General features: G+C 58.6%; 11 protein-coding genes and 2 tRNA genes. 6 read left to right on the top strand and 7 right to left on the bottom strand.

The window, feature by feature from the left end; all coding sequences use genetic code 11:
* Positions 1-6: 6 nt before the first annotated feature.
* Positions 7-675 (bottom strand): NAD(P)H-binding protein, encoded by a 669-nt coding sequence (locus tag CGERO_RS07780; RefSeq protein ID WP_123934799.1) that lies wholly within the window; start codon positions 673-675, stop codon positions 7-9.
* A gap of 39 nt (positions 676-714) precedes the next feature.
* Positions 715-2760 carry a TPM domain-containing protein gene (locus tag CGERO_RS10815; RefSeq protein ID WP_164470318.1) on the bottom strand — a complete coding sequence of 682 codons (2046 nt, stop codon included), beginning with the start codon at positions 2758-2760 and terminating at the stop codon, positions 715-717.
* A 147-nt stretch (positions 2761-2907) separates the two neighbouring features.
* On the opposite strand from CGERO_RS10815, the gene CGERO_RS07765 reads away from it, so the two are divergent.
* Both CGERO_RS07765 and CGERO_RS07760 read left to right on the top strand, forming a co-directional pair.
* Positions 2908-3597, top strand: coding sequence for a YdcF family protein (locus tag CGERO_RS07765; RefSeq protein WP_123934797.1), 690 nt, complete (start codon positions 2908-2910; stop codon positions 3595-3597).
* Positions 3598-3707: 110 nt separating this feature from the next.
* A complete protein-coding gene (locus tag CGERO_RS07760; RefSeq protein ID WP_123936057.1) occupies positions 3708-4976 on the top strand; it encodes a deoxyguanosinetriphosphate triphosphohydrolase in 1269 nt (422 codons plus the stop codon).
* Here the strand turns inward: CGERO_RS07760 and CGERO_RS07755 are convergent.
* Entirely contained in the window at positions 4973-5434 is a 462-nt protein-coding gene (locus CGERO_RS07755) for a guanyl-specific ribonuclease (protein WP_123934795.1), read from the bottom strand. The genes CGERO_RS07760 and CGERO_RS07755 overlap by 4 nt on opposite strands.
* 167 nt (positions 5435-5601) lie before the next feature.
* Between CGERO_RS07755 and glmS the strand changes: the two genes are divergently transcribed.
* Positions 5602-7473, top strand: a complete 1872-nt coding sequence (gene glmS, locus CGERO_RS07750; protein ID WP_123934793.1) for a glutamine--fructose-6-phosphate transaminase (isomerizing) — start codon at positions 5602-5604, stop codon at positions 7471-7473.
* A gap of 70 nt (positions 7474-7543) precedes the next feature.
* Here the strand turns inward: glmS and CGERO_RS07745 are convergent, their stop codons facing one another.
* Entirely contained in the window at positions 7544-8581 is a 1038-nt protein-coding gene (locus tag CGERO_RS07745; RefSeq protein WP_123934791.1) for an aldo/keto reductase, read from the bottom strand.
* A 129-nt stretch (positions 8582-8710) separates the two neighbouring features.
* Here CGERO_RS07745 and CGERO_RS07740 point away from each other — a divergent pair, with 129 nt between their 5' ends.
* Together CGERO_RS07740 and dnaG are read left to right on the top strand one after the other, a co-directional pair.
* Entirely contained in the window at positions 8711-10777 is a 2067-nt protein-coding gene (locus CGERO_RS07740; protein WP_123934789.1) for a KAP family P-loop NTPase fold protein, read from the top strand.
* Between the two features lie 101 nt (positions 10778-10878).
* Entirely contained in the window at positions 10879-12771 is a 1893-nt protein-coding gene (dnaG, locus tag CGERO_RS07735) for a DNA primase (RefSeq protein ID WP_123934787.1), read from the top strand.
* A gap of 78 nt (positions 12772-12849) precedes the next feature.
* Here dnaG and CGERO_RS07730 read toward each other — a convergent pair whose 3' ends face one another.
* From CGERO_RS07730 to CGERO_RS07720, 3 genes are all read right to left on the bottom strand, one after another.
* A complete protein-coding gene (locus CGERO_RS07730; protein ID WP_123934785.1) occupies positions 12850-13398 on the bottom strand; it encodes a neocarzinostatin apoprotein domain-containing protein in 549 nt (182 codons plus the stop codon).
* A 124-nt stretch (positions 13399-13522) separates the two neighbouring features.
* Positions 13523-13765 carry a hypothetical protein gene (locus tag CGERO_RS07725; RefSeq protein ID WP_123934783.1) on the bottom strand — a complete coding sequence of 81 codons (243 nt, stop codon included), beginning with the start codon at positions 13763-13765 and terminating at the stop codon, positions 13523-13525.
* Positions 13766-13987: 222 nt separating this feature from the next.
* Positions 13988-14061, bottom strand: a tRNA-Ile gene (locus tag CGERO_RS07720).
* 120 nt (positions 14062-14181) lie between these two features.
* Here CGERO_RS07720 and CGERO_RS07715 point away from each other — a divergent pair.
* Positions 14182-14254, top strand: a tRNA-Asn gene (locus CGERO_RS07715).
* The last annotated feature ends 93 nt before the right edge of the window (positions 14255-14347 follow it).

The following is a 14347-nucleotide window of genomic DNA, read 5'->3' as shown; positions in this document are numbered from 1 at the left end:
CGTTGCTTAGGCGATTCCGAACGCCTCCGGGATAGCGTCCTCACCATCGCAGAAGGGCAAAATGGCATTTGGTAGATGCTCTGATTGCGCCTGGAATGCTGCCACGCGAGCGACGAGCTCTCGGGAGGTGTCCCTCTCTGGCGCTGCTTGAGAATCTTCAAGGCTGTGGAGCGCAATCCCCGTTGCGTCTTCTTCACTCAACGCAGTGGGCGCGAGGATCGCGAACTCTAGCTTGGAGTCCAAGAGCGCTTCATCCGCCGCCTTTTTTGCCAACCCATAGTGGTGCAGCGGATGATCTTCGGGAATGGCTCGGGTGGTTGCTCCCCAGAAACTGACCATGATGTAGCGAATGCCTGCGCGCTCGGTGGCTCCGATTGAGGCGATCGCGGCGTCGCGATCGACGGCGTAGGTGTTTTCCGTGCCGCCTTTGCCTCCAGCGCCTGCGGACCAAATGAGGGTGTCAACGCCCTGGAGCAGTTCGTCCCAATCCTTGGCGCTCAGGTTGCGCACGTCTGCGATTACTGGCTCTGCGCCAGTGGCCTGAATATCTTCGGCTTGCTCACTGCTGCGAATCATAGAGGAGACGTGCATCCCCCGCTCGGTGAGGAGGGGAGCGAGTTTGAGTGCCACTTTGCCGTGGCCGCCGACGATCAAAACTGTGTGTTGCTGAGTCATGCGGCCATCCTAGGCAAAGCTGCGCATCCTTGCAGTGGGCTAAAAACTGCCGCCGCCGGAGTAACCTCCGCCGAAGCTACCTCCACCGGAGTAGCCGCCTCCGCCGCCAAAGCCCCCGCCGAAGCCGCCACCAAAGCCGCCGTGACCTCCGCCGAGCAATTGTCCCAACACCATGCCGGTGATGAAGTCTCCGCCACCACCGCGGTTGTTCCGATTCTGGTAGCGCCGCATGTCCTCGTTGGCGAGTCGTTGGGCTTCATCTGCCTGTGCGCGGGCTTGACGCGCCAGCTCGACGGCACCTCGAGCGTTGTCACGCAACGTTTGCTGGGCTAATGCCCTTGACCGTTCTGCCTCGGCCAGCCGTGCGCGTGCTTCGGGTCCGACAACTCTGCCGCGGGCCTGTATAAATCCGGCTGCACCTTGGATTGCGGCGTCGGCGGCTGCGAATTGTTGCTGCGCTACTTGAAGGACGCGAGCTTGGTCAGTGTTGGAAAGCCGCAGGGCGTCGAGCTGCTCGTCCAGGATAGCGTCGGCTTCGGATAACTGTGTCCACGCCCCGAGCGGGTCATTCGGATTGTTCCGGTGGTAGTCCAGAGCGTTTTGTGCTTGCTCGACGCTCGCGCGAAAAGCTCCCCAGTCCGCGCTGGTGCCTTGTTGTTTTGCTTGGTTTTCCAGTTGAGCCGCCTCCGCCAGTTCTTCTTCCACCTCGTTTACGAGTGCAGGAAGCTGGGTGTTCGCTGCCTGAAGGTTTTGATCAGCGTTCTCGATCGCCTGCAGCTGTTTTTCTGCTTGATTAAGAGCATCTTCGCTGGCGCGGATGGCTTCGACGGCGGGGCCTTGCTTTCCGGCGGGACGTTGCGCGGCGGCGCGGCCTTCGTCGATAAGCTTGTCCGCCTGGTCCAAGGCCTCGGTGCCGAGGGGGATATTGTCCTCGAGCGACTGCAGCACCCCAGAGTCGTATCGGGAACGCAGCGCTTCCAGAGTGTGTGCCGCTTGTTCTTTGCGAGCCCGGAGCGCCACTGAGCGGCGGGTAAGCTCATCAAGACGTTCTTGAGAGTTGATGAGCAAGTTTCGCATCGCAGCAAAGTCTGTAGCTTCTTTGTCCAAAGCTTCATCGGCTTTGCGGCATTCGGCGATGATCTGGAGCAGCAACGTTCGGCGTTCAGCGGACGAAACCTGCCCTTGCACCAATTGCTGCTTCCAGCGGAAGGCGCGCTGCAGGGTTGTCGTGGATGTGTTCATGGCCCGGGTAAAGCTTCGGGTTCGTTCGGCGCCAAACTCCGCTACTGCGATGCTGAGCTCTTCTTTGCCCTTTCGGATGGACTCATCGGTGCTCACCAGTTCCTCATCGGCAAGCGTCTGGAGCACTTCGATGGGTTGATTGCTGAGTTCCTGTGCCTGGGATGCAGGGAGAGCACGCCCATGCTCAAGCGCGGCTTGTGTATCTTGCTTCTTTTTCCTCGAAGAACGCGCCTTGGCAATGCCTCCTGCACCAACGAGAGCTGCGCCGCCGAGCCCCAGCCACAACAGGCCGCTACCGTCGCCCGCATTATTGGATCCACCGCTGGAGCCGCCGCCGGAAAAACGCGCGGCTTCTTCGACGAAAACCATGCCTGCTCCGGCGTAGTCCTTTTGACGTAGTTGAGCTTGAGCGGAAGCATCCATTTCGCGAACCCACGAAGGCTCCCAGGCCTGCGCAGCCTCAACGCCGTACAGTCGCTCTTGTGTTGAGACCGCGAGAATAGCGGTGTTGGAACCGGTTTGTGCCAATGCCTGTTTTGCCCACTGTTGGCCGCTGAGGCCATCGAAGCTGTTGACGTACATCACGGCAATTTTGAGGTTGCTGGATGCCTCAAAGTTGCGGATAGCATCTTCTAACTCTTTAGTCTCGTCAGCGCTCAGCACGCCAGCACTGTCCGTGACCGGAGAAGTCGCGGCTTGAGGGGCTTCTGCGTGGAGCTGCTGGACGGGAGTCGCAATTGCCAAGCTGCTCGATAAGGGGGAAGCAACGGTGCTGAACATAAATCCAGTGGCGATGACCGCTGGGACGAGAGCGAGCCGACGAGACAATGAAGATGCATGCATGATTCAAAGCGTAGCGAAGTACCTCCGATCAGGGGTCTGCTCTGGGCGAACATCATTGGAAAGGGAGCAGTCAGACTGGGCACATCGCAAAGTTTTCTGGGTAGTGACCTAGCGCACTCAACGCTAGTGCTGGCACACTAAGGAAGTATGAATCCTCGCAAGTTGCTCTTCGTGCTCCCGCTGCTTCCCAGTGCCGCCATTATCCTGCGTGGAATGGTTCGTCCCACGCTTGGGTCGAAGAAATACCGCAGTGTTCTGGTGCTCGGTACTGCGCAGTACAACGGTGTTCCCTCGCGCCAATTCGCGGCGCGCTTGCAATGGACTGAGCGTCTTTGGAGGGCGCGAAGGACAATGAGCGTTATCACCGTCGGCGGCAAGTTGCCTGCTGATGCCCAATACGAAGCCGAGGTTGGCCGCGAATATTTGGTCAAGGCCCACGTTGATCCAGACGTTATCACCATGGTGGCCGCGGGCGTCGACACGTGGGAATCCTTTGAACAAGCCCACCCCTTCCTTAAAGAACCGGTGTTGGTGGTGACCGATCCGAACCATGCGTTGCGCAGTGAGCTGATGGCAAGGATGCATGGGATCAAGGCAGTGGCGTCTCCCACGCCGTATAGCCCAAGCAAGTTCCCCAGCAAGTCCTGGTGGCTGAGCTTGGCACATGAGCACGGAGGGCTTGCTGTCGTGGCTTTGACCGCGGTTGCAGGACGCCCAGTGAGCCTGAAATTGGAAGGCTTCTTGCGTAACCTCGAAGGCAAGATCCGCCCCAATAGGCGCGCACGCCACGAATTTTTAGCGCAGCGCTCCGCCCGGCTTGCGCAATCACACCGCTGAGATCGCGCACAATAGAGGTATTCCGGCACGCCAAGTACAGTGCCGGGCCAAAAACTCATCGTGTTGTTTGCGTCGTTCCAAGCGCGCCGTTGTAAAGGATGCATCGAAGCTTGTACCTCTATACCGAAGCTGATCAAGCCCGCAGATTTCTTGAAGGGGAAAAGGGCGCGCAATTGGTCAGTGGTGCGGAAACTCGCGACGCCTTCTCCCGCGACCGCGCCCGCGTGCTGCACTCCGCCGCGCTGCGCAGGCTGGCAGATAAGACCCAGGTGGTCGGCCCTCGCGACGGGGACACGCCGCGTACTCGCTTGACCCACTCTCTTGAAGTGGCTCAGATTGCCCGCGGTATTGGCGCAGCCCTTGGCTTAGACCCGGATCTGTGCGAGATGGCTGGGCTGACCCACGACATCGGCCACCCGCCCTATGGACACAATGGTGAGACGGCCCTGAATGAAGCCGCCTACGCCTGTGGTGGATTTGAGGGCAACGCCCAAACGTTGCGCATCCTCACCCGGCTGGAGCCGAAAGTTCTCGGGCCTCGGAGCGAATCCTTTGGTCTGAATCTGACGCGCGCGGCTTTGGACGCGGCGTGTAAGTATCCGCGCACCCAAAGCAATCCAGACGGCACGAAGAACAAAAAATACGGCTGCTACGACGAAGACGCGCACATTCTCCGCTGGCTGCGGGAGGGGCATGAGGACGCCACGCCAAGCATGGAAGCGCAGGTGATGGACTTCTCCGACGATATCGCCTACTCGGTACACGATGTTGAGGATGGCATCATCGCCGGCCGCGTGCGCCTGGACGTGCTGTGGGACATCGTCGAGCTCGCCGAACTCGCGCAGAAAGGCGCACGGGCATTCGGTGGGGATCCAGAAGACCTGCTGGCGGCAGCGGATCAATTGAGGGAGCTGCCGATCATTGCCGCCGCCGCGGATTTCGACGCCTCCCTTCAAGGATTTGTCACGCTCAAGGCAATGACGTCCCAATTGGTGGGTAGATTTGTTGGAGCAGTGGTGGCCGCTACCCAGGCGGCGCACCAAGGGCAGGTGGGTCGAACCCATGGCCGCCTCGTCGTGCCGCCGCAGGTGCTCGCTGAAGTCACCCTGCTAAAGACCATCGCTGTGCTGTACGTGATGGACGAACCACGCCATATTGCCCGCCAAGATCGTCAACGCGAGCGCATTTTCACCGTGGTGGATTACTTCGCCGCTGGCGCGCCGGGGACCCTAGATCCTATGTTTCGTAGTTGGTGGTTGCAGGCAGGCAACGACGCTGCGCGTATGCGCGTGGTGATTGACCAGGTAGCTTCCATGACGGAGGCCCGCTTGGAGCGCGTAGCAAAAGCCGCAGCCGGCATGGTCGGCTTCATGGACTAGCTTTCTGCATCGGGGATGGCGCAAAAGCTTTCGTAGTGATTGTCGGTGTAATACCAAGTATGGGGGTCAGTTTTGGTGCCCCCACCAACCACAATGCGGCGCTCGCCGCGATGGCGCAGTCCGGGCGTATCAACGGTGAATTCCCGGTAGTAGTTGCTCGATTGCTCCGGTAGCAGATGCTCATAATTGCCAAAGTGCGAGCCGTCATCGCCCGGGTGCTCATAAGGCCCGCCGCTCAAGATCGAGTCGATGACCTCATCGGCTTCTTTTGGCAGCGAGTCTACGGGGCATACGTCGGAGCTTTTCGACGTCGCATCGTGCTCAGATTCAACGTGCTCGCCCGAGCTGATGCCAAGGTATGCCGCCACCGCCACGGAAGCTGCACCGGCGATCGCTGCTGCTAAATGGGTGCTGCGCTTAGGTTTGTTCCCGCCATCAGAAGAAGCCATGGCACTCATTTTCGCATAAGGAATGAAAAAGTGTGCGCGTGAGGTTGTACCTAGCAAGCAGCGGTGGCGCACCGCAGGAAAATGGATAACAGACTCGGCACCGTGGCGCGGTACGATGGGCGAAACGGTGGCGTCGAAAAGCCAATTGACATGAAGTGAAAGGACCGCCAACAAGTATGTGTGGAATCGTCGGGTACGTAGGAAACCCCAGCGTGCAGCGCGAGCACGGAGCGCTCGAGGTAGTGCTTGAAGGACTGCGAAGGCTGGAGTACCGCGGCTATGATTCCGCCGGTGTTGCGGTGTATGCCGAGGGCAACATCGCGGCGCGCAAGAAGGCCGGTAAGGTCGCGGCTTTAGAGGCAGAAATTGAGCGCAGCCCGCTGCCTGCTTCCCAACTCGGCATTGGCCATACGCGCTGGGCCACCCACGGCGCACCCAGCGATGTGAACTCGCACCCGCACGTGGTAGCCGGCGGGAAGCTGGCAGTGGTGCACAACGGCATTATTGAAAACTTTGTGGAGCTGCGCACCGAGCTGCAAGCCAAGGGCTATACCTTTATCTCTGAAACCGACACCGAGGTCGCCGCAACACTGCTGGCCGACACCCTCGCAGGCGAGGCAGCAGGCGATCTGACCAAGGCCATGCAGATAACGTGCCAGCGCCTCGAAGGTGCCTTTACCATCCTGGCCATCAGCGTTGATGCGCCCGATCGCATCGTCGCAGCGCGCCTGAACTCCCCGCTGGTGATTGGCGTGGGCGAAGGCGAGATGTTCTTGGGCTCCGATGTATCCGGCTTTATTGATTACACCAAGCAAGCAGTGGAAATGGACAACGGCCAGATCGTGACCATCACCGCCGAGGGCTACGACATTGTCACCTTCGATGGCGAGCCTGCGCAGGGCAAGGAATTCACCATCGAGTGGGATGCCGCCGCCGCCAAGAAGGATGGCTTTAACTCCTTCATGGAAAAAGAGATCCACGATCAGCCTGCGGCCATTCGCGATACGCTCATGGGGCGTTTTGACGAAAACGGCAAACTCACCCTCGATGAGCTGCACATTGATGAATCGATTTTGCGCAGCGTGGACAAGATCATCGTGATTGCCTGCGGCACCGCGGCCTACGCAGGCCAGGTGGCGCGCTACGCCATCGAGCACTGGTGCCGTATCCCCACCGAAGTGGAGCTGGCGCACGAATTCCGTTATCGCGACCCGATCGTGAATGAGAAAACCCTGGTGGTGGCTTTATCGCAATCAGGTGAAACGATGGACACTCTTATGGCCGTGCGCCATGCCCGCGAACAGGGCGCGAAGGTGATCGCCATCTGCAATACCTATGGCTCCTCCATCCCGCGCGAAGCCGATGCCTGCCTCTATACCCACGCAGGCCCGGAAATCTCGGTGGCCTCCACCAAGGCATTCTTGGCGCAGATCACGGCCACCTACCTGCTGGGGCTGTACCTGGCGCAATTGCGCGGCAATATGTTTGCCGATGAAATCCACAGCGTGATCGCTGAGCTGCAGAAGATTCCCGAAAAGGTCCAGACCGTCATCGACAATAAAGTGCAGGTAGAGCAGCTTTCCCGCGATATGGTGGATGCCAAGTCCGTGCTCTTCCTTGGTCGCCACGTTGGCTTCCCCGTCGCCCTTGAGGGCGCGCTGAAGCTGAAGGAGATCGCCTACCTGCACGCTGAGGGCTTTGCCGCAGGCGAGCTCAAGCACGGCCCCATCGCCCTGATCGAGGAAGGCCAGCCCGTCTTCGTGATCGTGCCCTCCCCGCGTGGCCGCGACTCACTGCATGCCAAGGTGGTGTCCAACATCCAGGAGATCCGTGCCCGCGGTGCCATCACCATCGTGATTGCCGAGGAAGGCGACGACGCCGTGGAGCAGTTTGCTAATCACATCATCCGCATCCCGCAGTCGCCCACGCTCATGCAGCCGCTGCTGGCAACCGTGCCCCTGCAGGTGTTCGCCTGTGGCGTGGCTACCGAGAAAGGCTACGACGTGGATCAGCCACGCAACCTGGCGAAGTCTGTGACCGTGGAGTAAGAACACCTAAGCTGCACAAAGCCTCCCCGAATCTGCTCGGATCAGGGAGGCTTCCTATTGCCGCTAGTACTTATACCGACTCAGTAGCGCCCTGCCACTGATTAATGCCGCGATCAGTCGCCCACTGATCGATCTTGTTCAGCTCCTCCTCGCTAAACGGCGCCGCATCCAGGGCTGCGATATTTTGGTGCAGTTGTTCCACCGAAGACGCACCGATGAGCGCCGAGGTCACCTCCGGGCGACGCAGCACCCAAGCAATCGCCATTTGCGCCAAGGTCTGGCCACGTTGCTCGGCAATGCTGTGCAGCTCGCGAATAGCCTTCAGCGTGTCTTCGTTGAGGAAGTCCTCGCTCATTTTGTGCTCGCCCAAACGAGAATGCTCAGGCACACCGTCGAGGTATCGGTTGCTAAGCAGGCCTTGGGCCAAGGCAGAAAAGGCGATCACGCCCATGCCTTCTTCGGCGCAGGTTTCCAAGAGTGAATCTTCAATCCAGCGGTTAAACATGGAGTAGCTGGGCTGGTGAATCGTCAGCGGGGTGCCCAGCTCACGGGCGATCTTCTGGGCGCGCCTTGTCAGCTCGGGGGAGTAGGAGCTAACGCCCACATAGAGCGCGCGGCCGGAACGCACCAGGAAGTCCAGGGCCGATATCGTTTCTTCAATCGGTGTTTCCGGGTCCGGGCGGTGGTGGTAGAAGATATCCACATAATCCAAGCCCATTCGCTTGAGCGAAGCATCGCAGCTTCCCACAATGTATTTGCGCGAACCACCAAAACCATAGGGCCCATCCTGCATGCGCCAACCGGCTTTGGAGCTAATCAAAAGCTCCTCGCGGTGAGGCTTGAAGTCTTGGGCGAAGATCCGCCCAAAGTTTTCCTCGGCAGAGCCAGGTGGCGGGCCGTAGTTGTTGGCTAGGTCAAAGTGCGTGACGCCTGCATCAAAAGCAGCACGAAGGATCTCGCGCTGTGTGTTCAGGGGGCGGTCGTTGCCAAAGTTATGCCACAGGCCCAGGGTGATCTCGGGTAGTTTCAGGCCCGTTTGGCCGCTGCGCCGAAACTTCGCGTTTTCATAGCGATCTTCGGCGGCTTTGTACACATCTGGATAGGTCATGTGCGCCAGCCTAGGCGCGAAGGTGGTGATCTACCACCATGCTCATCTAGGGGTAAAAGCCTGCGCTAATTGCCCCTCCGTTGTGCATTTGCACCACCTTCTTCAAGTCGAAGATATACGGTTTTGTCTATGGCAAGACGCTTCCACAACGAACGAGTCAATTTCGAAGCCCAAAATGACTTACCCGCATTTGATGATGCACTGGGCTACCTCAATCAGGCCAAGGGTTTGGCGCAGTTCATCCAAACCTGCCCCACACCAATGACCTTGGCTATTCAAGGTGGGTGGGGAAGCGGAAAATCGACCATGCTGAATCTGATTAGCAATCAGCTTGCCCAGGATACAGTCAAGATTGTCACGATCGAGACGTGGAAATTTGCCCACTTGGTCGATGCCTCGGATATTCCCGCGGCCTTCGTTGCCGAGGTGTACTCCAACCTTTTGGATAAGAAGTCTTCGCTTGAGCTAAAAAATAAAGCCAAAGAAATGGTTCGAGCGATCATGCCTTCGGCGCGCAAAGCAGCAGGCATTGTCGGCTCAATGCTTGGTGGGGCCGTCGGAAGCGGTGCTGCGGATTCCGTGTTCACGCTGTTCGAAGGCATCGCCAACGCCAATCGGGGTGCCAGCGAGGATGCTTTTGACGAGGCGGCGTCGCTGCGCGCAGTGTTTGATGAAACGCTTGAAGCAGCCTTGGGCAAAGATGCTTCTCGCCGCCTCGTGGTCTTTGTGGATGACCTCGACAGGCTCCCTCCCGAGCGGGCGGTGCAGATCATGGAAGCACTCAAGCTTTTCCTTGAAACCAAGCGCTGCGTCTACGTTTTGGCCATTGATTTCGAGGTGGTGCAAAAAGGCGTGAGCGTGATTTATCAGGATTCCATGACAGAGGAGAAGGCCCGGCTCTTCTTCGACAAAATCATTCAGGTGCCCTTCAATGTGCCCTCACCGGGTGAGGCCATCAGGAACCTGCTCAGCGAGATGCTCAAGCGTGATCCGAAGGAGCCAGAGCAGGATCATCAAGACCTCGTTTCCGCATGCACTTGGGTTTCGATGGTGTTGCTCGATTCCAACCCCCGCGCCATTAAGAGGGTGATGAATGCGCTGAGCTTGCTTGAGTTGATCAGCATGCATGCTTCCGAGGGCAAGCCCGAGACCCTTGGGGCCTATCGGAAATACGCACTGTACTGGATGCTCGCTGTGCAGATTGCAGACTATCGCCTAGCCGATGCCTTGGTTGCAGACTTACTCAGCGCCCACTCACAGCTAGAGAAGCTCTTAAGGGAAGGTGCGGGTGAACACACCGAACATGCAGAAGCTTCCTCGGATAGCGAGAACCAGCAGGAACTCAACCTGTGGCACCGCAGGCTCGGCGGAAGCAACGTCAGCCCTTTCCAGGTCGGATCGAAGTTGGAAATGGATTCGATGGGCTTAAGCTCCGATGCTTGGGAGGAAAGCCTAAAAGTGCTCAAGCAAGTGGCTCGGATGGTCAGAGCCACCTCCCTTGAAAGCGGCGCTACATCCAAGCCAAAGCCCGATGGGGCGGAAAGCTTTGAAGATCTGCAAGCGCGCCTGCGCGATTACTTCGGCAAAAACGAAGATGAGGTTTGCTACCGAACCATCGATCACCTCAAAGACGCCTTCGAGCAAAACCCAGCACTGCAACGCTATTTCCAGCCGATCGTTTCCTCTGATCGATTCAAGTTGCAGTTCACCCCACGAGCCATTGAGCGGCTGCGCGACGTCGACCGCGAGGCATTCGGCAAACTCAACGTCTTTGATCTTCGCTATACCCCACGTGGCAAACTGACCACCTACTTCAATCATCCAACGCTCAAGCGGCGCGCATTTTTTGAATCGAAGCAGCGCAAGCAACGCAATAATGCCGAGCTTCACACCGAGCTTAAGGGCCTGTTTGACAAGGATATGCAGGAGCGCTTTGACGAGCTCAAAAGCTTTGAAGGGTTGGAGGCCCAAGAGTTCGAAGGTGACATCGCTGACGAAATCAAGGTCATCGCTACCAAAAACGCCAGCATCGGAACGGACTTCCAACTTGAAACCATCGCCCAGGCCGAAGATGCCACCTTAGATGCGCAATTCGACTTCATCATCGGATACTTGGACTATCTGATCCGCTTCATCCACAACCTCGATCCGGAGTTCTCGGAACACCTTGGCCAAGAAGCAGGTGCCGTGTACTAATACCGCGCCGGGCGATGTTGGGCTGGGCCTAAAGCCAGGTGGTGGGGTAGAAGCAAAGCTCAAAGCCCTCGTCGTTTGCCACGCCCGCTACGATGTGAGCTATGGTCAAAGGACTGATTCCGCAAAGCGACATCCAAGCGATTCGTGAGCGCACCCCGATCGAGGAGATCGTGGGCGAATACGTGGAATTAAAGCCCGCCGGTGCCGATTCTCTGAAGGGCTTAAGTCCATTTAAAGACGAGAAGACGCCCTCGTTTCATGTGCGCCCAGCGCACGGCTACTACCACTGCTTTTCTACGGATAAAGGCGGTGATGTGTTCAACTTTCTCATGGAAATGGAGCACCTCACCTTCCCCGAGGCCGTGGAGGCGTGCGCGGAAAAGATCGGCTACCGCATCAATTACCAAGGTGGTTCCACCGGGGCGCGCCGCGAGGAACCAGGTACGCGCAAGAGGCTTATCGACGCAAACCGCGCCGCCCACAAGTTCTACCGAGAACAACTCGAAACCCCGGAGGCGAAAACCGCCCGCGACTTCCTGCTCAAGCGTGGTTTTTCCAAGGATCACATTTATACCTTCGAATGCGGTTATGCCCCGGATGGTTGGGACACGATGACCAAGCATTTGCTTCGTCAAGGGTTCAGCGTCAAGGAGCTAGAGGCGGCAGGTCTTTCCACGATCGGCAGGCGTGGCCCCATCGATCGTTTCCACCGCCGCTTGCTGTGGCCCATCAAGAATGTCTCCGGTGACGTGATCGGTTTCGGTGCGCGCAAGCTCTTCGACGATGACAATTTGGGCAAGTACATGAATACGCCCGAAACACTGCTGTATAAGAAGTCCAAGGTGCTGTTTGGGCTCGACCAAGCAAAGAAGGCCATCGCCACCAGCCATCAGGCCGTGGTGGTGGAGGGCTACACAGACGTCATGGCGATGCACGCCGCCGGGGTGAAAACGGCCGTGGCGTCGTGTGGCACGGCGTTCGGTGAGGAACACCTGCAGGTGCTGCGACGCTACTTGTTGGACGACTCCTACTTTGTTGGCTCCCTGGTGTACACCTTCGACGGCGATGAGGCCGGGCAGAAGGCGGCCATGCGAGCTTTCGAGGGCGGGCAGGAATTCACCGGCCAGTCTTACGTGGCCGTGGCACCCGAGGGCATGGATCCATGCGATCTGCGCCTGGAAAAAGGGGACGCTGCAGTGCGTGATCTGGTTGCGCGGCGGATCCCCATGTACGAATTCATCATCCAGGCGCTCATCGATGGCTTCGACCTCGACACCGCCGAGGGACGCGTGCAAGCGCTCAACCGTGCGGTTCCCGTGGTGGCAGGGATTCGCGACCAGGCCCTCAAATCCGAGTACGCCCGCAGGCTTGCCGGTTGGGTGGGCTGGCCGGACCCCTCTGAGGTGATGCAGAAGGTTCGCCAAGAAGAGCGACGCCCCAAAAAGCAGCAGCGTCCCAGGGCCAAACGCTTTGATACAACCGACGCTCCCGCGCGCTCGGAGTCCATGCTCGTGCTACCCAACCGCCGCGATCCACGTTTGTGGCCGCAGCGCGAAGCACTCAAAATTGCCTTGCAAGAACCGCAGATCGCCAGCGATTACTTCGACGGAATTCCTGAAGATGCGTTTGACAACGAGGCTTACGCTGCGGTGAACCAGGCCATCGCCAAGGCCGGCGGCGCCGCCGGCCAGCAGCCGGGCCCAACGTGGATCGGCAATGTGAATGATCAGATGCACGACATCATCGGCAAAGCACTCATTTCTGAACTGGCCGTTGAACCGCTTGAAGCGAGCACGGAAGAGTTGAATGAGCACGTCGATCGCACGCTCACCCGACTCCATGAGCAGCTCGTGGGCAATCAGATCGCGGTGCTGAAAAGCCAGTTGCAGCGCATGCGCCCTTCAGAAAAACCAGAGGAGTATCGCAGCATGTTTGCGGATCTGGTGGCGTTGGAGGAAGCGCGCCGGGAGCTCATCGACAGGGTGTTCCGCTAGGGCGGACACTAGGGAGGGGCGGGGGCGTCGAAAAGCGGGAAGCCGCCCACTAGAAAGGGCGGCGTGCGGGGTGGAATTCTACTGCTCGAAAGTTACGGGGATCTCGGCGAGGGGGAAGTAGCCATTTTCCTCGTCGGAGAACACCTTGACTACGCAATCGCGACTGGTGCAGTCCACGTTTTCGCCGGTCTCGGCAACCTTCAGGGGGACCACGGCGGTGCCGGAGGGGGAAATTTCAACGTCGGCGCCGTTCTTGACGTGGGGCTGCACGGCGCGGTCGCCCTTCTCGCCGGTGCAGGCGGGCTGCTGGCCGTCGGGGATGTTCTCGGAAGCGCAGATGGCGGTGTAGTAGCCCTGAGTGGGATTCAGTCCTGCGAGGTCAACGGTGATTTCCTCGCCCTTCTTCAAGCCGTTGAGCTTGGTGGCCTTCAGTGTCACGGAAGAGACCAGGGTGGTGGGCTCGGAGGAGGTGGATTCCTCGGAAGACTGGGTCTTGGTCAGCTTCACCTCGGAGGCGGTCTCAACCTTGAGGTCGGAATCATTCTCGTGAGGAGGGGTGCAGGCGGCAAGGCCAACGCCGGCGATGATCGCGGTGGCTGCGACGGCGGAACGCTTGGGAAGGCGCATAAGGCTTCAGTACCTTTCGGTTAAAAATCGCTAGGGATACATTGATCTAGTTTACGTCATGAACGATGTGCTCAAGGCACAACTGCACCCTTTGAATGACCCGATACGGGCACGATGGCGGGGGTTAATCGTGGTCGGGTTCGAGGATTTGGGAGCCGTCCTCGGTGCGCACATTCTTGACTTCTTTCATGCGCGGTTGCGGGTCGAGCTTGTTGGCGATGGTCTTGCGAGTCATGCTCACAGCCTTCTTGGTTACGGGCGAATTCACCGCCGCATTGGTGGCCTTCTTGATTTGCTCGTAGCGCTTGCGGCCGGCCTTGGTGCCAAACACATAGCCTGCGGTGGCGCCGACGACGAATTGAATCATGAGCTCTCCTCACTTGCACGTTGTTGCCCACACGATACCCAAACCCCGCCACCGTATGCACTTTCTTGCAAAAGCCAAGCTTTTCGACGCCCACGTCCCCGCACCTTCCGATTATTGAGAGGGGCTGGAACCTTCGAAGTTCGGTGTTGCCTCGGGGTCAGCGCGACAATGAAGCCCCCATCCGCTGTGACGTTGCACGCGGAAGGGGGCTGAATTCACATGTGGGGCCAGCGGGGCTCGAACCCGCGACCAGCGGATTATGAGTCCGCGGCTCTAACCGACTGAGCTATAGCCCCACAGGGCATTATAGGGTGGGATGCCCAGATTAAAGAATCCGTGAAAAATGTATTGTTGAGCAGCGGATTTGCCAGAAAAAGGTTGCAGCTATATAGTTCTATTCCGTTGCGCAAGCACATTCCGCCATAGCTCAGTTGGCAGAGCATTCGACTGTTAATCGAAGGGTCACTGGTTCGAGCCCAGTTGGCGGAGCAACTTCAACCCGATCCTCGCAAGAGGGTCGGGTTTCGCTTGTTTGCAGAGGCCAAGAATTGCATCTCGCTTATATGTAGCCGATCATCCCGG

The sequence above is a fragment of the Corynebacterium gerontici genome, from assembly GCF_003813985.1.
Classification (GTDB): domain Bacteria; phylum Actinomycetota; class Actinomycetes; order Mycobacteriales; family Mycobacteriaceae; genus Corynebacterium; species Corynebacterium gerontici.
Note: the sequence above shows the minus strand (reverse complement) of the source record. Positions and strands in the feature narration are given on the sequence as shown.